The 20647-nt window shown below is 69.4% G+C and carries 19 protein-coding genes; 12 read left to right on the top strand and 7 right to left on the bottom strand.

Going from position 1 to position 20647, the window contains the following annotated elements; all coding sequences use genetic code 11:
• Window positions 1-30: 30 nt before the first annotated feature.
• Together ABD104_RS04545 and ABD104_RS04550 are read left to right on the top strand one after the other, a co-directional pair.
• Window positions 31-1020: a Bug family tripartite tricarboxylate transporter substrate binding protein gene (locus ABD104_RS04545; RefSeq protein WP_132980086.1), complete on the top strand. Its 990-nt coding sequence runs from the start codon at window positions 31-33 to the stop codon at window positions 1018-1020.
• Window positions 1021-1029: 9 nt separating this feature from the next.
• The gene (locus ABD104_RS04550) at window positions 1030-2001 is read left to right on the top strand and encodes a Bug family tripartite tricarboxylate transporter substrate binding protein (RefSeq protein WP_087841349.1); all 972 of its coding nucleotides are present in this window, start codon (window positions 1030-1032) and stop codon (window positions 1999-2001) included.
• Here the strand turns inward: ABD104_RS04550 and ABD104_RS04555 are convergent.
• Window positions 1998-3323 (bottom strand): alpha/beta hydrolase, encoded by a 1326-nt coding sequence (locus tag ABD104_RS04555; protein ID WP_087841515.1) that lies wholly within the window; start codon window positions 3321-3323, stop codon window positions 1998-2000. The two genes, ABD104_RS04550 and ABD104_RS04555, sit on opposite strands and share 4 nt — an antisense overlap.
• 5 nt (window positions 3324-3328) lie before the next feature.
• Complete coding sequence (locus ABD104_RS04560) at window positions 3329-6004, bottom strand: tannase/feruloyl esterase family alpha/beta hydrolase (protein ID WP_087841348.1); 2676 nt, start codon at window positions 6002-6004, stop codon at window positions 3329-3331.
• A gap of 116 nt (window positions 6005-6120) precedes the next feature.
• On the opposite strand from ABD104_RS04560, the gene ABD104_RS04565 reads away from it, so the two are divergent.
• Complete coding sequence (locus ABD104_RS04565) at window positions 6121-7035, top strand: LysR family transcriptional regulator (protein WP_279817313.1); 915 nt, start codon at window positions 6121-6123, stop codon at window positions 7033-7035.
• Window positions 7032-8057, top strand: coding sequence for a Bug family tripartite tricarboxylate transporter substrate binding protein (locus ABD104_RS04570; RefSeq protein ID WP_087841346.1), 1026 nt, complete (start codon window positions 7032-7034; stop codon window positions 8055-8057). Before ABD104_RS04565 ends, ABD104_RS04570 begins: the two co-directional genes overlap by 4 nt.
• A 9-nt stretch (window positions 8058-8066) precedes the next feature.
• Here the strand turns inward: ABD104_RS04570 and ABD104_RS04575 are convergent, their stop codons facing one another.
• Window positions 8067-9473 carry an MFS transporter gene (locus ABD104_RS04575; RefSeq protein WP_254914686.1) on the bottom strand — a complete coding sequence of 469 codons (1407 nt, stop codon included), beginning with the start codon at window positions 9471-9473 and terminating at the stop codon, window positions 8067-8069.
• A 131-nt stretch (window positions 9474-9604) separates the two neighbouring features.
• On the opposite strand from ABD104_RS04575, the gene ABD104_RS04580 reads away from it, so the two are divergent.
• Window positions 9605-10474 (top strand): LysR family transcriptional regulator, encoded by an 870-nt coding sequence (locus ABD104_RS04580; protein ID WP_343927186.1) that lies wholly within the window; start codon window positions 9605-9607, stop codon window positions 10472-10474.
• Window positions 10475-10476: 2 nt separating this feature from the next.
• Here ABD104_RS04580 and ABD104_RS04585 read toward each other — a convergent pair whose 3' ends face one another.
• Window positions 10477-10989: a hypothetical protein gene (locus ABD104_RS04585; protein ID WP_087841343.1), complete on the bottom strand. Its 513-nt coding sequence runs from the start codon at window positions 10987-10989 to the stop codon at window positions 10477-10479.
• Between the two features lie 34 nt (window positions 10990-11023).
• Here ABD104_RS04585 and ABD104_RS04590 point away from each other — a divergent pair, with 34 nt between their 5' ends.
• The 4 genes from ABD104_RS04590 (at window position 11024) to ABD104_RS04605 (ending at window position 15627) form a co-directional block, all read left to right on the top strand.
• Window positions 11024-12319: a branched-chain amino acid ABC transporter substrate-binding protein gene (locus ABD104_RS04590; RefSeq protein WP_087841342.1), complete on the top strand. Its 1296-nt coding sequence runs from the start codon at window positions 11024-11026 to the stop codon at window positions 12317-12319.
• A gap of 150 nt (window positions 12320-12469) precedes the next feature.
• Window positions 12470-12739: a 30S ribosomal protein S15 gene (gene rpsO, locus ABD104_RS04595; protein WP_087841341.1), complete on the top strand. Its 270-nt coding sequence runs from the start codon at window positions 12470-12472 to the stop codon at window positions 12737-12739.
• Between the two features lie 207 nt (window positions 12740-12946).
• Window positions 12947-15046: a polyribonucleotide nucleotidyltransferase gene (gene pnp, locus ABD104_RS04600; protein WP_087841340.1), complete on the top strand. Its 2100-nt coding sequence runs from the start codon at window positions 12947-12949 to the stop codon at window positions 15044-15046.
• 248 nt (window positions 15047-15294) lie between these two features.
• Complete coding sequence (locus ABD104_RS04605; protein ID WP_343927187.1) at window positions 15295-15627, top strand: helix-turn-helix domain-containing protein; 333 nt, start codon at window positions 15295-15297, stop codon at window positions 15625-15627.
• 74 nt (window positions 15628-15701) lie between these two features.
• Here the strand turns inward: ABD104_RS04605 and ABD104_RS04610 are convergent, their stop codons facing one another.
• From ABD104_RS04610 to ABD104_RS04620, 3 genes are all read right to left on the bottom strand, one after another.
• Window positions 15702-16073, bottom strand: coding sequence for a helix-turn-helix domain-containing protein (locus ABD104_RS04610; protein WP_087841339.1), 372 nt, complete (start codon window positions 16071-16073; stop codon window positions 15702-15704).
• Window positions 16074-16076: 3 nt separating this feature from the next.
• Window positions 16077-16379: a type II toxin-antitoxin system HigB family toxin gene (locus ABD104_RS04615; RefSeq protein WP_343927188.1), complete on the bottom strand. Its 303-nt coding sequence runs from the start codon at window positions 16377-16379 to the stop codon at window positions 16077-16079.
• A 163-nt stretch (window positions 16380-16542) separates the two neighbouring features.
• A complete protein-coding gene (locus ABD104_RS04620) occupies window positions 16543-17448 on the bottom strand; it encodes a LysR family transcriptional regulator (protein WP_343927189.1) in 906 nt (301 codons plus the stop codon).
• A 111-nt stretch (window positions 17449-17559) separates the two neighbouring features.
• Between ABD104_RS04620 and ABD104_RS04625 the strand changes: the two genes are divergently transcribed.
• From ABD104_RS04625 to ABD104_RS04635, 3 genes are all read left to right on the top strand, one after another.
• Window positions 17560-17988, top strand: a complete 429-nt coding sequence (locus ABD104_RS04625; protein ID WP_087841336.1) for an SEL1-like repeat protein — start codon at window positions 17560-17562, stop codon at window positions 17986-17988.
• A gap of 69 nt (window positions 17989-18057) precedes the next feature.
• The gene (locus ABD104_RS04630; RefSeq protein ID WP_343927190.1) at window positions 18058-19587 is read left to right on the top strand and encodes an ABC transporter ATP-binding protein; all 1530 of its coding nucleotides are present in this window, start codon (window positions 18058-18060) and stop codon (window positions 19585-19587) included.
• Complete coding sequence (locus ABD104_RS04635) at window positions 19574-20647, top strand: ABC transporter permease (RefSeq protein ID WP_343927191.1); 1074 nt, start codon at window positions 19574-19576, stop codon at window positions 20645-20647. Before ABD104_RS04630 ends, ABD104_RS04635 begins: the two co-directional genes overlap by 14 nt.

Raw genomic sequence — 20647 nt, forward strand, 5'->3', positions numbered from 1 at the left:
GACCATGAAGAATGAATGAAGGAGACCCCGATGGGGACTGGCAACTTATCCCGTCGTGCCATGCTGGCGCTCGCGGCCGGCTCGATGCTGCGTCCGGTTGCAGCCGCCTCCGGCGCGTCCTCCGCCTATCCGAGCCGTCCTGTCCGGCTGATCTCGTCGTTCGCGGCGGGCGGCACCACCGACATCCTCGCGCGCCTGGTGGGCAAGCAGCTCTTTCCGTCCGCGGGGCAGGCCGTCGTGGTCGAGAACCTTCCCGGGGCGGGCGGAACGATAGGGGCGGCGGCCGTCGCCCGCGCGCCCGCCGACGGCTACACGCTGGAGATGGGCGGCGTGTCCACGCATGCGATGGCCGGCGCGCTGTACAAGCAACTGCCGTTCGACCCGGTGGCGTCCTTCGAGCCGGTATGCATGCTGGTCTACGCGACCACCGCGATCGCCGTGCCCGCCTCGTCGCCGTTCCGCAGCCTGGCTGACCTGATCGCGCATGCGCGCGCGAACCCCGGCAAGATCACCTACGGCTCGGGCGGCATAGGCAGCATCAACCACCTGGCCCTGGCCTCGCTGGCGAGCACGGTCGGCATCGACCTGCTGCACGTGCCGTACAAGGGCGGCGGCCCGGCGGTGACCTCGCTCCTGCAGGGCGAGACCCAGTTGTTCGCGGGCGGCAGCTCGCTGCTGCTGCCCCATGTGCGGGCCGGCAAGCTGCGGATACTGGCGGTGACCGAGGACAAGCGCGCCCGCGTGCTGCCGGACATTCCCACGGTGGGCGAGACGGTGCGTGGATTCCGCGTGGTCAACTGGTACGGCGTGCTCGGGCCCGCTGGCCTCGCGCCCGGGATCCGGGAGGCGCTATGGAAGGAACTCGACCGCGTCATGCGCCTGCCCGAGGTCGAACGCCAGCTCGATGCGATGGGCCTGGAGTATCCGGGCATGTCGTCGGCCGCTTTCAAGGCCTCCCTGGCCGAGGATAAGGAACGCTGGGGACGCGCCATCCGGGAACTGGGCATCCTGCCCGAATAGGAGATCGATATGCGGACCATCCTGCTTGCCGTCCTGGGGACGGCCATGTTGTCCACCTCGCCCGCGCTGCAGGCGCAGGAACCGGCGTATCCGTCGCGGCCGATCCGGCTCATCGTGGCGTTCGGGCCGGGCAGCGTGAACGACGCGATGGCCAGGGAACTGGCCAAGACCCTGTACGGCGAACTGGGCCAGCCGGTGATCGTCGAGAACAAGCCCGGCGCGGGCGGCGTGGTCGGTACCGACTATGTCGCCAAGGCGGCGCCCGACGGCTACACCCTGGGCTTCGGGACCAGCTCGCAACTGGTGATGAACGTCGGCCTGCAGAAGTCGCTGCCGTTCGACGTGGAGCGCGACCTGGCGCCCATCGGCCTGGTTTCGCGCACCCCGTTGGCGCTGGCGGTGCCGGCGGGCGGGCCGGGCTCGCTGGCCGACCTGGTCAAGGCGGCCAAGGGGCGCTCGCAGTCGATGACGTATTCGTCCAGCGGCGTGGGCTCGATCAACCACATCGCCGGCGCCGCGTTCGCGCGCGCCGCGGGCATCGACCTGATGCACGTGCCCTACAAGGGCGCGGCCGTGGCGGCCGCCGACCTGGCCGCGGGCCGGGTCGACATGATGCTGGTGACGCTGCCCAGCATGGCCGGCCTGGTGGAGCAGGGGAAGGTCAAGGTGCTGGCCAACGGCGTCGATCGCCGCGGTGCCTCGACGCCCGACGTCCCGACGTTCGCGCAGGCCGGCCTGCCGGCTTTCAAGGGCTACACCTGGAACAACGTGTTCGCCCCCGCGGGCACGCCGGCCGCGATCGTCGCCCGGCTCAACGCCGCGCTGAACCGTGTCCTGGCCGACCCGCAGGTGGTCCAGTTCGCCCAGCGCCAGACGGCCGAGATCATGGCGCCATCCACGCCGGCCCAGGCCCTGGCGTTCGAGAAGAACGAGCGCGCGACCTGGGTGCCGTTCATCCGCAGCCTGGGCATCGAGCCTTAGCGCGGCGGGACCCGCGAGGACAGCGGCGGCGGCTGGTAGCCGACCTGGATGCGGCAGGTCTGTTTGCCGCCGTGGCCGTAGTCCCGTTCATAGCCCTTGCACAGCCGCGCCACTTTCTCGGGCGTCGGTTTTTCCCCCTTGTCCACCCAGTCCATCAGCGCGGTGAACAAGGCGGGGTACTGGGGTTCGCTCAGGTAGCTGTGTTCGGCCTCGTCCGAGAACGTCTGCACCAGCTTGTCGCCGCTGCCCGCCCGGTCGACCCGTTCGCGGTAGGCCGATTCCAGTTCGACGAAGGCCGTCGGGTCATGGATGGCATGCAGGGTCAGCACGGGCATGGCAAGCCTGCCGCCCGGCGTGCTGTCCACCATCAGCCGTCCCACCGCCAGCGGATCCGCGCGATAGCGGGCCACCCCGGCGTTCAGCGCGGCATCGTCCGGCGAGCCGCCGTACACCACCTTCTCGTTGCCGAAGGGATTGCGGCCGTCCAGCCGTTCCTGCGTAAGATCCCGGAACAGCCAGGTGGCCCAGTTCATGTTGGACACGAAGGTGCGTTCGGGAATCTTCACCACCGACAGGATGGTCTTGAGCCTGGCCGCCTGCTCGGCGCTGCGCTGCGCGGCCGGCTGGCCGACGCCCGTGCATTCCCGGATGCGCGCGGCCAGGTCCGCCCGGGTCAGCGTGGAATCCTTGGGCAGCCCCATCCACAGCGGGTACTGGGGTTCGTCGGGGCGCGGATGGTTGCGGCAGACGTACTGGTACACGACGCGCAGGTCCAGGCGGAAATCGTAGGCGGTGTTGCCGCCGCCCAGCACGCCGCTGGTCAGCAGTACGGCGTCGTAGGGGCCGGGCCGGCCTTCGACGGTGCCATACAGCTCCGCCGCCTTGGAGGCCACGCCGCCGCCGTAGCTCTGGCCGTGCAGCAAGGTGCGCCGGGGCTGGCCGAACTGCCGGACGAACAGGCGGCGCAGGCGCTCGGTGTCCTCGGCGGCCATGGTGACCCCATAGCCGCCCCGGCGGTAGGACGAGCCGGCCCAGGCATAGCCCGCCTTCACGGTCACGGCCCAGCGGGTCAGGTCTTCCTGGCTGCGTTTCAGGGTGGAGGGGCCCAGGTCGGGACCGCCGTGGGCGTGCATGACCAGCACCCGGTTCCAGTCGCGGGGGATCGCGATCCAGTAATAGGCGCCTTCGCTGTCCTGTCCGTTATAGCAACGCGCGTCGGCGGGAACGTCCTTGGGGCAGGGCGCGGGCCGGGCGCGGTCGGTGGCGGCGTGGGCCGTGGCCGCGCCGAAGGCCAGCGCGGCCAGCAGGGAGAGTCGGGGCAGGGTTTTCAATGGCGGACTCCGGTGGCGAAGATGGCGGTGGATCCCGTGCCCGAGGCGTAACCCAGGATCCCGTGGGTGAAGAGGAAATGGTCGTTGCCCGAGGTGCCCGCTTGGGCGACGCCCGGCACCGGGGTGTCGTAGGCCACGGCCATCGTGCCGCCGTCCAGGTCCAGCGTGGCGCCGGACAGGGTGGCTTCCAGATTGCGCGCGCCGGTGCCGGCAACGGCGTAGACCCCGTCGGCCGCGCCGGAGGCCAGCGACTGCTGCGGCGCATACAGGCGCATGCCGTAGCTGGTGGCCGACTCCCGTACCAGTTGCAGCGGGACGGCATTGCCGTTGACCAGCCCGATCACCATGGAGCCTGCGGGCGTGCCGCCGGTGGTGCTGGCCGGATCGGCGGGCGCAGTGGCCAGCAGGTCGAAGGCCCCGCGTGCGGCGTTGTAGGTGATGTATCCCTTGGCGGTGGACGTGCATGCGGCGTCGTAGGTCATGAAGCCGCCGGTGACGGGATCCCGGCACAACTGGAAGGTGCCGGCGTTGCGCAGCCGGCCCGCCGCCTTGTAGGCCGCTGCCGTGCCGCCCGCGCCATGGTGGACGCCGATCAGGTCGTAGATGGCGGCGACCGGATTGAAGACGGTGGGCGAACCGGTGTTCTCGAACGTGGTGGCAAAGGCCAGCAGCGGTTCGAAGCCGCCGCCGGATGCCGGCAGCACGCCGCCTTGCAGGACACCGCCCGCGCCGAACATGTAGACCGCGCCGCCTTCGTCGCTCGCATAGGCGCAAGTCGTCTGGGCGCGCAGGCTGCCCTCGCGCACGGTGCCGGCCGCGCGTTGCAGGCTGGCGTCTATCGTGACGGTGTAGCGCAGCGAAGCGGGGTCCACGGTCACCGTCAGTTCCTCGCCCAGCGTGTTGCCGCCCTTGTAGCGGGTCACCGCGGCGGGCAGGTTGGGGCAGGCCAGCGGGTCGCCCGTTTCCTGTACGCAGCTGTAGTTGACGGCGGCGTCCAGGCTGCCGCTGCCGCGGTACTTGGGCCAGGCGGGGTATTGGCACAGGGGCCGCGTGCGGCCATAAGTGGCGGCCACCGCGTCGGCCGCCACCGGCGTGCCCGGAGGCAGGCCTTGCTCCACCCAGCCTTCCAGCGCGGCCAGCGAATCCCAGTTGGGAATGAACACGCCGGTGCCGTGGCCCATGCCGGGCACGGTGTAGAAGCGTATGCCCTTGTCCACGGCCTCCTGCCCCACGGTGGCGACCACGCGCTGGTAGTAGTCGATGGTGGAGTTGGGACTGATGACCTCGTCGGCCAGGCCGTGCAGCATGATGAGCTTGCCGCCGCGGGACAGGAAGGGGCGCAGGTCCGGATCGGTGGCGTCGGTGATCGCGGACACGGCCTGCACCCGCGCGGTGTAGGCGCCGGGGTTCTGCGGGTCGAAGCCCAGCGTGTCGAAGGTGGCAGAGCGGGTGACGAAATACTTGACCCACTGGTCGCCCGTCACGTACATGTTGGCATCGGCCGAGGTTGCCGGGTTGCCCGGCACGCGCCGCGTACCCAGGTCCCGCGAGGTGTAGGGGCCGGCCACCAGCGCGCCTTCCAGGATGTTGTAGCCGCCCGCGCGTTCGACGCCGTTGGCGAGCCGGTAGGAGGAGAACTCCAGCGGCGCCTCGAGCGTGCGGATCGTGGCCAGTTGCGCGGCGGACAGGCAGTGATCGCCTTCGTCGGCGCCCGAGGGGCAGCGCATGGCCGCCAGGTTGGACGCGTTCAGCAGCCGGCAGCTCTCCACGTTGCTGACGATGTCGTCGACCGCGCCGTCCAGCTTGTCGCAGGCCTGCTTGACCGTGTTCTGCACCATCAGCGTCTTGGCCACGTTGAGCCAGCCGGCTCCGCCATTGGCGTACAGGGCGCGGCCGAGCGCGACGTTGGACAGGCGCGTGCCGGAGTAGTTGAGCGCGGGCTCGTTGGCGATGACGCCGTCGTAGTCCGTCGGCCAGCGCTGGATGTGCGCCAGCGCGTCGCGGCCGCCCGTGGAAGTGCCCAGGAAATAGGCGTGCCTGGGCGCCATGTCGTAGTAGGCCCGCACCAGTTGCGCGGCGACGTCGCGGGTCTTCTTCAGCGACTGGCCGCCGTAGTTGGACAGGGCCTCGTCGTTGGCGGCGAACTTGCCGTCGGTGATGCTGCCGCTCTGGTGGCCGGAGTCGTCGCCGTAGGTGGCGTAGCCCAGGGCCAGCGGGGCGGGCTTGTCGGCGGGGCCGAAGCGTATGGTCTCGGTGCCGTCGATGAGCCGGCCGTTGAAGCCGCCGCCGCCGAAGTGGATGGTCTTGCCGTTCCAGCGCAGCGGCAGGTTCAGCGCGAAGTTGATGTCGGGCGAACCGGCGTTCACGGGCTTGATGACGCCGCGGACCCGGCAATAGGCGCCCAGGGCGTTGCCCTCGGCATCGGCGGCGACGTCCACCGCCTCGGACACCGTTGCGCCGCCCGAGGGCAGCGTCAGCTGGGCGGGAGAGAAGCCGCGCGCGGCCAGCGAGGCGCAGGCCAGGGCGGGGGCATAGGGCGGGCCCGAGGCGGCCGGAGGGTCTTCGGGCGGGTGGCCGGCGGGCGAGTCGCCATCGCCGCCGCCGCAGCCGGCCAGCGCCGCGACGGCGGCAAGCAGCAGGGGCAGGGCGGGGTGGGAGCGGGGTGCGGTCATCGTATCGTCTCCAGGGCCGGCCCTCTCGAGGCGGGGGCGCGTGCACGGCGGATGATGCGAGCGCGCCGATCGGTACGTCAAATACAATAAAAGCGGAGACTCGATATATAAAAAATATGGACCTGCGCCATCTGCGTTACTTCGTCACCGTCGCCGAAACCGGGCACATGACGCGCGCCGCCGAGCGGCTCGGCATCCAGCAGCCCCCGCTCAGCCAGCAGATCAAGGCGCTGGAGCGGGAGCTGGGCGTCGAACTGCTGCGCCGTCATCCGCGGGGCGTGGCCTTGACCGACGCCGGCCGGCACTTCCTGCGCGAGGCCGAGAGCCTGCTGGAAGGCTACGCGCAGATGCGCCAGCGGATGGCGCGGGTGGCCAACGGCCAGGAAGGGCTGCTGGCGGTGGGCTTCACCAGCTCGGCCGCGGCGCACGCCTTCACGCCCGAGGCCCTGCGCCTGTACCGGCGGGACTATCCGGGCGTGGAGCTGGACATCCACGAGGACAACGCCGCGGGGCTGACCGCGGCCATCGCCGCCGGACGGCTGCATTGCGGCTTGCTGCGCGTGCCGGTGTCGCGGCCTGACGGGCTGGTGTTCGAAACCCTGCTGACCGAGCCCGCGGTGGCCGCCGTGCCATGCGACCATCCCCTCGCGCGGGGCAGGCAGGCCAGCCGGCCTCGCGCGATCTCGCTGGCCGAGCTGTGCCAGGAGAAGATCATCCTGGTGCGCCAGCCGGGCGCGCCAGGCCTGTACGCCAACCTGCTCGCGCTGTGCGAAAGCCAGGGGCTGCGGCCACGCATCGCCGCCGAGGTCGACCGCATGATGACCAATCTGAACCTGGTGGCGGCGGGCGCGGGCGTGTCGGTCGTGCCCAAGTCCATCAGCGGCGCGCATGCGCACGCCGTGACCTATCTGCCGCTGGCGCGGGCCGAACGGCTGGATGCGCCGCTGACGCTGGTGTCCCGCGACGGCGAGGACAACCTGCCGGCCCGGCATTTCGCCGCGCTGGCGCGGCGGCTGGCGGCGGGGCGATGACGGCCGCGCGCTTCCGGGCGTCGCGCCGCCGCGTCCTGCAGGCCGTGGCCGCGCTGCCCCTGGCTGGCGTGGGGCAGCGTGCCGCTTCGGCGGACGGGGACGGACGGACCTGGCCGACGCGCGCCATACGGATGGTGGTCGTCTATCCGCCCGGGGGCGTGAGCGACACCATCGCCCGCATCCTGGCCGAGGCGTTGTCGCGCGACCTGGGCGTGCCGGCCTGGGTCGAGAACAAGGGCGGGGCGGGCGGAGGCGTGGGAATGGAGGCCGTGGCGCGCGCGGCGCCCGACGGCCATACGCTGGCCTTCTCCGCCTTGACGCCGCTCACGCTCAATCCGCTGCTGAGCCGCCCGTCGGCCGACCATGATCCCCTGCGGGACATCGCCCCCGTGGCCGCCGTCATGCGCACGCCGGTACTGGTGGCCGGCACGCCGGCCTTCACCGGCCGCGGTTTCGCCGATCTGGTGGACGAGGCGCGCCGCAGGCCAGGGGCGATCCGCTGGGCCAGCTCGGGCATCGCCACGACGGGGCACATGGTGATGGCGCAGGTGGCCGCGGCGAGCGGCGCGCGCATCACCCACATTCCCTATCACGGCGGCGGGCCGCAATTGAACGATGCCTTGAGCGGGCGTTTCGAGGTGCTGTCGACCAACGTCGCGGCGCTGCAATTGGACTATGTGCGGACGGGGCGGCTGAAGGCGCTGGCGGTGGGCGCGCCCGCCAGGCTGGGCGCGCTGCCGGAGGTGCCGACGCTGTCGGAGCTGGGCTATCCCCAGGCCAACCTGATGTCGCTGTTCGGGCTGTTCGTGCCCGCGGCCACGCCCAGGCCCGTGCAGGAACGCATCAACGCCGCGGTCAACCGCGTGCTGGTGGGCGGACCGCTGGCCGGGCGGCTGGAGCGGGCCTACAACCTGCCGGCCGCGGGTGGCATCGATGATTTTCGCGCGGCGGTGCGGGACGACTACGAGGCGAATCGCCGGCTGGTCGCGGCGGGCGCGCTGCGCGGCGACCGGACGCCCTGACCGGCGGCGTCAGCGCGCGGGTTGGCGCCGCGCCGCATTTCCTGCGCGCAGAATGCACAACCAGGCCGCGCCATAGGCTGTGGCCACCACGGCCAGGCCCGCAGGCAGGCTGTCCGACCAGTCGGGCAGCCCGTGCAGCAGGCTGCCCATGACGGCGACCCCCAGCAGCGTGCCGATCTGCCGGTTCGCGTTCAGGATGGCCGCGGCGCTGTTGGCATGCTCCTTCCCGCCGGACTGCATCACCGTGGCGGTCATGGCCGGAATGGCGATGGCGGCGCCCAGGTTGCCGCATACCAGCAGCGCCATCATCAGCCAGTAGGGCAGCGCCAGGCCGTCGAACGCGGCCGCCGCGGTGACCAGCGCGGCGAGGCCGGTGCCGGCCAGCATCGGGAAGCGCGTGCCGCGCTGGCTGGAAAGCCGGCCAGACAGCAGGTTGCCCACGACCAGGATGAGCATCAGCGGCATCAACTGGAAACCGGTGTCGAGCGGCCCGGCGCCCCGTGCGCGCTGCAGGTAGAGGCTGAGCAGGAACAACTGGCCGTACACCGCGAAGCTGGCCAGGGCGCCCAGGGCGTTGGCCGGCAGGAAGCGCGGCTCGGCCAGGAGCTGCCGGGGTACCAGCGGCGATGCGGCCCGTCGTTCCAGCCAGGCCAGCATGGCGCCGGCCGCGAGGGCCAGGACTGCCGCCAGCAGGATGGAGGGCGCGGTCCAGCCCCGCTCCGGACCCTGGATGAGCGCATAGCACAGGGCCGCCAGCCCCGTGATGCCCAACGCATGGCTGGCGGGGTTCAGGGCGCGTGGCCGGCGGGGGGCGGGGCGGACCAGCTTCAGGGTAAGCAGCGCGCCGGCGATGCCGATGGGGACGTTGATCAGGAAGACGCTGCGCCAGCCGAAATGCGCGATCAGCAGGCCGCCCACCAGCGGTCCCGCCGCCACCGACAAGGTGACGATGGCCGACCACAGCGCCACCATCCGAGCCCGGACGCGTTCGTCGGCATAGGTGTGGACCAGCAGGCTGAGCGAGCTGGGAACGAACAGGGAAGCACCCACGCCCTGTGCCAGGCGGGCGCCGGCCAGCGCCATGCCGTCCTGGGCCAGGCCGCACGCCACGGAGGCCAGCGTGAAGATGGCCAGTCCCGCCAGATACACGGCGCGCGCGCCCAGGCGGTCGGCCAGCGCGCCGCCGACCAGCAGCATGGCGGCGAAGGCCAGCGTATAGCCGTCGACCACCCATACCAGGCCCGACAGGGAGACCTCCAGGCTGCGGGCGATGTCGCTCAGCGCCACGTTGACGACGGTGACGTCGAGCATGGCCATGATGAAGCCCACCGCCAGCGCGGCCAGCGGCATGGGATCGGCCGATGCCTGCCGCGCGGGGGCCGGGGAGAGGGGAATATCGGGGCAGGGGTAGCGCACGGTCGTCGTCCGGAAAACGGTAGAAGGCGTTATCCTAGGCGCCGGAGTGATGCAGAAAAAGTGGTGAAAATGCAGTTCGATGATGCAAAAATGCATTCCGCCGAAGGGCCTTCGGCCAGCGTGGGACGGCCATGAACTGGGACGATGCCCGGGTCTTCCTGGCCATCCGGCGCGCCGGCACGCTGCGGGGGGCCGCGGCGCTGCTGGAGGTGGACCAGGCCACGGCCGGCCGCCGGCTGGCCGCCCTGGAGGCCGCGCTGGGCGCGCGCCTGTTCCTGCGCACGCCCAACGGCTACGTGCCCACGCCGGCCGGAGAACTGGCCGGCACCGCCGCCGAACGGATGGAGCAGGCGGCCGATCAATTGCAGCGGCAGATGCAGGGACTGGACGACAAGCTGTGCGGCGTGGTGCGCGTGGCCACCTCCGACACCATGGCGAGCTTCTATGTGATCCCGGCGCTGCGGACGCTGCGCGAGGCCCACCCGGACATCAGGGTGGTGCTGGGCACGTCCACCCAGCTCACCAACCTGACCCGCCGCGAGGCCGACATCGCCGTGCGCACGGTCAAGCCCACGAGTCCGGACCTGATCGCGCGGCGGCTGGCGCGCAGGCAGATAGGCGTCTATGCCTCGCGCGACTACCTGCGCCGTCGCGGAGAGCCCGCGGTGGACGCGGCGCTCAAGGGCCACGACGTGATCCGGTACGATCGTCCGCTCGGGCCGCTGGATGGCGGCAGGCTGGGCGGGGTGTCGATCGGCAATGCCCGGGTGGCGCTGGAAGTGAATTCAGGGATGATGATGCTGGAGGCGGTCAGGGCGGGTCTGGGACTGGGCGAGCTGGCCGTGTCGACGGCGCAGGGCGATCCGGAGCTCGTGCGCATCTGGCCCGAGCGGACCGAGCGCCTGGATGTCTGGCTGGTGCTGCACGCCGACCTGAACCGCACGGCCCGCGTGCGGGCCGTGGCCGATGCCATCATCGCCGCATTCAAGGGCGAAGACTGAGGCTACATACCCAGCTGGAAGCGGGGCTCCATCAGCGGGTCGGGTCCCGGGTGGTAGCGCGTGACCACGCCCTGGTCATTGACGTAGACGTACATCAGCGAATTCCACACGCCGTCCTCGCGGAAGCGGTAGCCCCAGACGATCTGCTCGCCCTTCAGGCCGACGCGGGTGATCTCGGCCGGGGGGCCGAACTCGAACAGCAGCCGCTCGGTATCCCAGTGTCCGGAGTCCAGCATGCGGAAGCGTTCGCTGGTCAAGGCCTGGGTGGTGCCGATGACCTTGCCGTCGGGACCGACGTCGGTGATCCAGGCGTACTGCCCCATGGGCTGGCTGGAATAGATCAGGCGCTGGCCGCCGCCCGGCAGGGGGCGTTCGAGCGTGGGCCGGCCCAGGCGGGCCGTGACGGCCGAGCCGGATTCGCCCGGCTGGATGCCGGCCGGGCTGGCACAGGCCGCAAGCAGCGCCGCCATGCCCAGCAGGCAGGCGCCACGGCGCAGGAGGAGGGCGATGCTCATACAATTCACCTTGTTCTTGGATTGACGACCGGAGATGACCGTGTTTCTGTCACGCAGGCGTGGCTATGGTTCGCTGATTGTAGGACTTGCGCTGGCTTGCGCAGGTTCCATGCCGGCCCGGGCCCAGGGAGAGGCGGCCGCGCCGGTTCGCATCGCCGTGATCGAGGCCATGTCCGGGCCCTTCGCCAATACCGGCGAGGCCATCATGCGCAACCTGCGCTTCGCGGTCGAACGCATCAACGCCCGGGGCGGCGTGAAGCTGGCCGACGGCGCGCACCGGCTCGAGCTCGTTCCCTTCGACAGCAAGAACCAGATGGACGAAGCCTTGCTGCTGCTGCGCGGCGCGGCCGACCAGTCCATACGCATCGTCATGCAAGGCAACAGCTCGGCCGTGGCGGCGGGCCTGATCGAGGGCGTCAATCGCCACAACCAGCGCAATCCCGGCCAGCGCATGGTGTTCCTGAACTACTCGGCCGTCGATCCCGCGCTGACCAACGAGAAGTGCAGCCCGTGGCACTTCCGCTTCGATGCCAGTTCCGACATGCGGATGGCGGCCCTGACCGAGGTCATGCGGCGCGACCGCGAGGTGCGCAAGGTCTACCTGATCAACCAGGACTACAGCTTCGGCCAGGAAGTGTCGCGCAGCGCCCGGGCGATGCTGGCCGAGAAGCGGCCCGACGTCGAGGTCGTGGCCGACGAGTTCCATGCCATCGGCAAGGTCAAGGATTTCTCGCCCTATGCGGCCAAGATCCTGTCCAGCGGCGCCGATACCGTCATCACCGGCAATTGGGGCAACGACCTGACGCTGCTGGTGAAGGCCGCCCGCGAAGCGGGATTCAAAGGCAGCTTCTACACCTTCTACGGCAATGCGCTGGGCGCGCCGGCCGCGCTGGGGGACGCCGGCGTGGGCAAGGTGCGCGCGGTGGCCGAATGGCATTACAACGCCGGCGAGCCCGGCATGGACCGCGCCTACGACGACTACCGGCGCATGTTCCCGCGGCCGGCCGACGACTACCTGAACGCCCGGATGCTGCACATGACCGACATGCTCGCGGCGGCGCTGGAGCGGGCCGGGAAGGTGGACGCCGCGGCCATCGCGCGCCAGCTGTCGGGCATGCGATGGACTTCCGAGGGGGCGGACCTGTGGATGCGGCCCGACGACCACCAGGCCATCAAGCCCCTGTATGTGTTCACCATGCAGAAGGCGGGCATCGGCCCGGTCAGGCGCGACGTGGAAGGCAGCGGCTATGGCTTCGAGACCACGCTGAAGGTTTCCGCGGCCGACCTGACGCTGCCTACGCGTTGCAAAATGGCAAAGCTCCCCGAATAAGGCTATACTTCCTGGCTAACTTTCAGTTTTTGCCTATTTTCAGGCGGCGCTGATCGTTAACCTTCCGGCCGCGACCAGATATGTCGTGGCCGGGTCGTCAACTTTCACGGCAGGGCGCCTCGGCCTTGCCGCCAGTCCGAGAGGAAAAAAATGTCCGTCGCCGACATCAACAAGGCCAATATCGTCTCCGAATTCCAACGCGCCCAGGGTGATACCGGATCCCCCGAAGTGCAGGTCGCTCTCCTGACCGCCCGGATCAACGAATTGACCAGCCATTTCAAAGAGCACACCAAAGACCACCATTCCCGTCGCGGGCTGCTGCGCATGGTCAGCCGTCGCCGCAAGCTGCTCGACTACCTGAAGGGCCGCAACGCCGACGCGTACCGCGCCCTGATCGAGAAGCTCGGTCTGCGTAAGTGAATTTCCAGGGGATCGGGAACCCGGCGGGCGCTGCCCTCGCAGCGCCGCTCCGCGTTTCCGGTGGTTGCCGGTTTCGTCGCTTCCTGTTCGGGCGCGACGCAGCCGGCACTCTAGCAACCCCCTCCTGAAATATGAGAGTGCCTGTGTCAGGGACCGCCTGTCACAGGCATTTTCGTTTCAGAAGGGCAATCGCAAAGGATGCCTGTCATGTTCAATAAAGTCACAAAAACCTTCCAATATGGCCAGCATACCGTCACGCTCGAAACCGGCGAGGTTGCTCGCCAGGCTTCGGGCGCGGTAATGGTGTCCATCGAGGACACCGTCGTGCTGGCAACCGTGGTCGGGGCCAAGAAAGCCAAGCCCGGCCAGGATTTCTTCCCGCTCACCGTCGACTACATCGAGAAGACCTACGCCGCCGGGCGCATCCCGGGCGGGTTCTTCAAGCGCGAGGGCAAGCCCTCCGAGAAGGAAACGCTGACCTCGCGCCTGATCGACCGGCCGCTGCGTCCGCTGTTCCCCGAGGGCTTCTACAACGACGTGCACGTGGTCATCCACACGCTGTCGGTCAATCCCGAGATCGATCCCGACATCGCCGCGATGATCGGTTCGTCGGCCGCCCTGGCCATCTCCGGCATCCCGTTCAACGGCCCGATCGGCGCCGCGCGCGTGGGCTGGATCGATGATCAGTACGTGCTCAACCCCACCGCCTCGCAGCTCAAGACCTCCAAGCTGGACCTGGTGGTGGCCGGTACCGATGCCGCCGTGCTCATGGTCGAATCCGAAGCCCAGCAGCTGTCCGAAGAGGTCATGCTGGGTGGCGTGGTCTACGGCCACGAGCAGATGCAGACCGTCATCAATGCGATCAACGACCTGGTGCGCGAAGCCGGCAAGCCCGAATGGGACTGGAAGCCCGCCGCCAAGAACGAGGAACTGATCGCCTCGGTGCGCGCCGTGGCCGAGGAAGGCCTGAAGGCCGCCTACCAGATCCGCTCCAAGCAGGAGCGCACCACCAAGCTGCGCGAAGTCTATGCCGACGTGCACGCCAAGCTGGCCGCCCAGGCCGAGGCCTCGGGTACCGCGGTCGACGGCGTCGAAGTGGACAACATCCTGTTCGACTTCGAAGCGCAGATCGTGCGCGGCCAGATCCTGAACGGCGAGCCCCGCATCGACGGCCGCGATACCCGCACGGTGCGTCCGATCAGCATCCGCCTGGGCGTGCTGCCCCGCGCGCACGGCAGCGCGCTGTTCACCCGCGGCGAAACCCAGGCCCTGGTGATTGCCACGCTGGGCACCAAGCAGGACGAGCAGATCATCGACGCGCTGATGGGCGAGTATCGCGATCGCTTCATGCTCCACTACAACATGCCTCCGTTCGCCACCGGCGAAACCGGCCGCATCGGCACGCCCAAGCGCCGCGAAGTCGGCCACGGCCGCCTGGCCAAGCGCGCCCTGGTGTCGCTGCTGCCCGCGCCGCAGGACTTCCAGTACACCATCCGCGTGGTGTCGGAAATCACCGAGTCGAACGGTTCGTCGTCGATGGCGTCCGTGTGCGGCGGCTCGCTGGCCATGATGGACGCCGGCGTGCCGATCAAGGATCACGTGGCCGGCGTGGCCATGGGCCTGATCAAGGACGGCGGCAAGTTCGCCGTGCTGACCGACATCCTGGGCGACGAAGACCACCTGGGCGACATGGACTTCAAGGTGGCCGGTACCGTCAATGGCGTGACCGCGCTGCAGATGGACATCAAGATCCAGGGCATCACCAAGGAAATCATGCAGGTGGCGCTGGCCCAGGCCCGCGAAGGCCGCCTGCACATCCTGGAAAAGATGCGCGAGGCCCTGGAAGGTTCGCGCGGCGAGCTGTCGGCGTTCGCGCCGCGCATGCTGTCCATGAAGATCAACCCCGAGAAGATCCGCGACGTGATCGGCAAGGGCGGCGCCACCATCCGTGCGCTGACCGAGGAAACCGGCACGCAGATCGACATCTCGGACGACGGCACCATCGTCATCTCCAGCGCCGACCTGGACCGCGCCAAGGAAGCGCAGCGTCGCATCGCCGACCTGACCGCCGACGTGGAAGTGGGCCAGATCTACGAGGGCGCCGTGCTGCGCCTGCTGGATTTCGGTGCCATCGTCCAGGTGCTGCCGGGCCGCGACGGCCTGCTGCACATCTCGGAAATCGCCAACCATCGCATCGCCAACATCAACGATGTGCTGAAGGTCGGCCAGCAGGTCCGCGTCAAGGTCATCGAGGCCGATGACAAGGGCCGCCTGCGTCTGTCGATGAAGGCGATTGCTGCTGAATAGGCGGTCCCCCCCTACGCCCTTCGGGCGCCCAGCATGGCGAGCCCCCAGCCGCTACGCGGCAGCCCCCCGAGGGGGCGGGGACCCGCCTTGGGGCGGCCCAGCGGCGGGTCCCCCGGGCGGCACTGGCGGACCGGCGGAGCCGGATCCGCTGTGCCCTGGGTCGGGGGGAGGGGTGTAGTGCTGACGGCGTCCTGTGGGGCGCCGTTTTTTATTTTGTGGGATGTTTCCATCCTATGAGGAGACGACACATGACGACGAGCAAGCCTGGCCGCTTGGCCAGTGAACTTCTGGAAATGGCCGACTCCCAGCACCGCTTGGGGATCATGGACAAGGCGACGCATCAGAAAAGCACTGCCCGCCACCTGGGAGCGGATGCGCTGCCTACCTCGGAGCCTATTACCGCGGTTCAAGTGCGGGAAGTGCGCGAGAAGGCTCACCTCAGTCAAGCCGCGCTTGCCCGGTATCTCAATATGACGCCGGGCTATGTCTCGCAGCTCGAGCGCGGCGCGACGCATGCGAAAGGCCCTGCGCTGGCACTGTTGAACGTTATCCGACGCAAGGGAATCGAGGCGCTTCTCTAAGTGTGAGGATCCGGAGCGAGCGGTGGGATCGTGTTGCGATTTTCTTCGCAGGCCACCGTGGTCCTACCGGGAGATCAGGAGTTCGACGGGGGTTTGACCAGGCTTTCGGCGGGGATGCCTAGCCCTTTGTGCAGATTCCAGATCATTTGCAGTGTCAGGCTGCGCTTGCGGTTCAGGATTTCGTAGACGCGGTTGCGGCGGCCGATCATGGGCTCGAGGTCTTTGGCGGTCAGGCCGGCTTGCTCCATGCGGAATTTGATCGCTTCGACGGGGTCGGGCAGGTCGATGGGAAAGTGTCTGGCTTCGTAGGCTTGTACCAGCGTAGCCAGGATGTCCAGGCGATCGCCATCCGGCGTTCCGGGTTCAGGATCGCTTTCCATGAGGCGTGAGATGTCTTTCAGGGCCATCTTGTAGTCCGCTTCGCTACGGATGGGGCGAATCTCCATGTCTTACTCCATTTCTATGGTCTCGGCATCGATCGCGTCATATTCCCAGTGTGTCCCCGCGAACTTCACATAGACGATGCGCAAGCGGTAGGCGACCGCGACGATCAATCGATAGTCATTACCTTTGATGTTGAAAACCACGCGACGATTCTTGAGGATGCTGGCGCTGCGGTAATGAGCCTTGATATCCGAAGGTTGCGTCCATGTGGCTTGGCTTGCTTCATCCACCCAAGCCTTGAGGGGTTGCTCTGCGTCCGGATGGGTTTTCCAGAACTGGCGCAATGTGCTGACGGCAATGACCCGCATGAGTTAAGATTAGTCCCAAATTGGGACTTTCGCAAGTGGTTGTTCGAAGCACCGCCGGGAGCTTTAGCTATCTCTCGTGGAGGCGGGCCGTTGCACCGAGGAATGTATCAACATCCTCGCGATATGGCCGAGTGCACTCGGACACGAATATCGCAGCGGTACCCTACGGCAGCGGCGGCACGCCGGCATCGCCGGCCAGGTGGCTCAGCAGGTCCCGGACCGGGGCCGACAGGCCGGCCCAGTCGCGCAGGCACAGGCACAGGCGGCGGTGGGCCCAGGCGTCCGCCAGCGCGATGCGCTGGTAGGGATGGCGGCGGCGATGGCTCTGGGCGATGCTGTCGGGAATGACGGCCACGCCCACGCCGTGCGAGACCATTTCGCACAGGCCGCCGAAGGTGTTCATCCTGATCCGCAGGGCCAGTGCGTGGCCGGCGCGCCGCGCATGTTCGTCGATGTGGTCCTGCAGCGCGCTGCCGGGGGCCAGTCCCACGAAGGGCTCGCGCACGATCTCGGCGAACGGGACCACGCGCCGCTGCGCCAGGGGGTGGCCGCGGGCGGTGATCAGGACGAGGTGGTCGGTGGCGACGGGGTGCAGTTGCAGCCCGGCGGCATCGACCTGGTCCGAAGTGATGCCGGCTTCGACCAGTCCGGCGGAGACCGCCTTGACGATTTCCTTGCTGGTGCGCTCGCGGATGTCGACGTTCAGGTGCGGGCGGGTGGCCATCCACGGGGCCAGCTTGCGCGGCAGGAAGGCCGTCAGGGCCGCGGTGTTGGCGTGGATGCGGATGGTCCCGCGGGCGCCGGAGGCGAAGTCCAGCAGCTCGCCCTGCATCAGTTCCCGCTGGCGCAGGATCAGCCGGGCATGATGGGCCAGCGCCTCGCCGGCCTCGGTGGCGACCACGCCGCGATGGCGGCGCTCCAGCAGCCGCACGCCGGCATCGGCCTCGATGTTGCGCAGGCGTTCGCTGGCCGAGGCCAGCGCCAGGTTCGCGCGTGCGGCGCCCTGCGTGATGCTGCCGGCGTCGACGATGGCGAGGAACAGGCGCAGGTCCGCGAGATCGAGGCGCATGGAAATGCTCCGTGGTGGAGTGCCTTCGGGACAGCCGGAGGCACGAGGCATAGAACCGCATTGTGCCAAAGCGCGCCGACAGGCCCAATAGGCATGTCAAAGGAGACGGCCGTGAAGCGCTCGCACATTATTTCCCGTTGGGTTCGTATCTCGGCGCCGTGGCTGTTTGCCGCGGCGGTCGTGGCTCCCGCTGCGTCGGCGGCACCGCCGCTTTCGGAAATCGCGACCTCCGAGCAGTTCTATCAGATGGCGTTGGAGGCTCGCTCGGAAGGGGACTACGGCACGATGCTGGCGCGGTTGCGGCAGGCCGCGACGCGGGGCGACCTGGAGGCCCAGGAGATGCTGGCCTCGGTCCTGCTGGCCGGTCCGGCCCTGTACGGACCGAAGGTGAAGGCCGATCCGTGCGAGGCGATGCACTGGGCCCACCTGGCCCTGGAGCGGGGCAGCGCGACGGGGCGGCATCAATGGATGGTGCTGAACGGTTTGCGCGACGTGCCCCGCATACGGAAGGACTGCCGGCCTCCGCCCGTGTATCGATGAAGCCTCGAGGCGGGCGGCGCGAAAGGGGCGGTCTACAATGGGCGCCTCCTGTCCACCCGCTTCGTTCTCATGGCCGTTCCTCGACTCGAACTGCGCGGGATCACCAAACGGTATCCCGGCGTCCTCGCGAACGACGAGGTCTCGCTGGCCATCGCGCCGGGCGAGATCCACGCCGTGCTGGGCGAGAACGGGGCGGGCAAGTCGACCCTGATGAAGATCGCGTACGGCGCGCTGGCGCCGGACGCGGGACAGATCCTGTGGGACGGCCGTCCGGTGGCGCCACGCGCGCCGGACGATGCGCGCGCGTTGGGCGTGGGCATGGTGTTCCAGCATTTCGTGCTGTTCGACACGTTGACGGTGGCGCAGAACGTGCTGCTGGGGTTGCCGGCCGCACTGGCGCGCGAGCTGTCCCGGGGTGCCTCGGCGAGCGCCTGGCTGGCGCCGCTGATCGAACGCTATCGCCTGGACCTGGATCCCGATGCCCATGTGGGCGACCTGTCGGTGGGCGAACACCAGCGCGTCGAGCTGCTGCGCGCCCTGGCCGCGCGGCCGCGCCTGCTGATCCTGGACGAGCCGACCTCGGTGCTGTCGCCCGAGGCCAGGACCGCCTTGTTCGCCACCTTGCGGCAACTGGCGGCCGAGGGGTGCAGCGTGGCCTACATCAGCCACAAGCTGGCGGAGATCCGCGAGTTGTGCGATCGCTGCACGGTGCTGCGGGCGGGTCGTGCGGTGGCCGTGGTCGATCCGCGCGCAATGGCGCAGGACGAACTGGCCACCCTGATGCTGGGAAACGCGGTGGACGAGGTCCGGAGCGCTTCGCCGCGGCCGGCGGGCGATCCGGTCTTGCGCGTGAAGCATCTGTCGATGCCCGCGCCGCCCGGCCAGCGCGTGGGCTTGCGCGAGGTCTCATTCGAGCTGCGGGCCGGCGAGATACTGGGCGTGGCGGGTGTGTCCGGCAACGGCCAGTCGCTGCTGCTGTCGGTGTTGTCGGGCGAGGAGATCCACGTGCCGCACGATGCCGTGCATCTGCTGGGACATCCCATCGGCCGGCTTCGGCCGGCCGCGCGGCGCGCGCTGGGATTGCGCGCGATTCCCGAGGAACGCCTGGGGCGCGGATGCGTGCCCGAGATGGGGCTGGACGAGAACATGCTGCTGACCATGGCATCCGGTCAAGCGTCATCCGGAGGCTGGATACGGCGGCGCGGGCTGGCCGAGGCCGCCTCCCGCGTCATCGCGCGCCACGGCGTGCGGGCGGCATCGCCGCGCGCACCGGCACGCAGCCTGTCCGGCGGCAATCTGCAGAAATTCATGGTGGGCCGCGAACTCGACGGTGCGCCGCGCGTGCTGCTGGCGGCGCAGCCGACCTGGGGGGTGGACGTCGGCGCCGCCGCGCGCATCCACCAGGCGCTGATCGATCTGCGCGACGCCGGCGGTGCGGTCCTGATCATTTCCGAGGACCTGGACGAGCTGCTCGCGCTGTGCGACAGGCTGGCGGTCATGGCAGGCGGGCGGCTGTCGCCGGCGGTGGCGCGCGCCCAGGTCACGGCCGACATGCTGGGCCGCTGGATGGAAGGGCGGTGGACCCATGATCCAGCTTGAGCCGCGTGCCTCCGTCTCGCGGCTGGCGGCCTGGCTGTCGCCGCTGGCCGCGCTGGCGCTGACCATGCTGGGCGGCGCCGCGCTGTTCGCGACGCTGGGCATCGATGCCTGGCAAGGGTTGCGGCTGTTCCTGGTCGAGCCTTTCAACGGCGTCTACGCATGGGGCGAACTCGCGGTCAAGGCGGTGCCGCTGGTTTTGTGCGCGGTGGGCCTGTCGCTGTGCTTTCGCGCCAACGTCTGGAACATCGGCGCCGAAGGGCAGCTGATCGCCGGCGCCATCGCCGGCGGCGGCGTGGCGCTGCTGGCCGGGCCGGACACGTGGCGGGGCTACGTGGTGCTGGTCATGGCCGCGGGCATGCTGGGGGGCATGCTGTGGGCCGCGCTGACGGCCTGGCTCAAGGACCGGTTCGGCGCCAATGAAATGCTGGTCAGCCTGATGCTGACCTATGTGGCGCAGCTCCTGCTCGGCTATCTGGTGTTCGGACCCTGGCGCGATCCCTACGGCTACAACTTCCCGCAGTCCCGATCGTTCGACGAGGCGGCCGCCCTGCCCGTGCTCTGGGAGGGCACACGCGCCCACGCCGGGCTGTGGCTGGCGCTCGCGGCCACCGGCGCGGCCTGGCTGTTCCTGGCGCGTTCCCATCCGGGCTTCCGCCTGCGCGTGACGGGCGCCGCGCCCGCCGCCGCGCGCTATGCGGGGTATTCGCCGCGCCAGGCCTTGTGGACTTCCATGCTGGCATGCGGCGCGCTGGCCGGGCTGGCCGGCATAGGCGAAGTCGCGGGGCCGATGCAGCGGCTCACGACTTCGGTGTCGCCGGGCTATGGTTTCGCGGCGGTGATCGCGGCCTTCCTGGGGCGCCTGCATCCGGCCGGCGCGCTGTTGGCCGGCCTGGTCATGGCGGCGTTCTACATAGGCGGGGAGCTGGCGCAGTCGCGCCTCGGCCTGCCGGCTTCCATCGTCGGCGTGTTCCAGGGGCTGGCGCTGGCGTTGCTGCTGCTGGGCGATACGCTGGTGCGCTATCGCATCTGCCGGCGCCACCCGGCGGCCGTGGCAAGGTGA

The sequence above is a fragment of the Pigmentiphaga daeguensis genome, from assembly GCF_039523035.1.
Taxonomy (GTDB): domain Bacteria; phylum Pseudomonadota; class Gammaproteobacteria; order Burkholderiales; family Burkholderiaceae_B; genus Pigmentiphaga; species Pigmentiphaga daeguensis.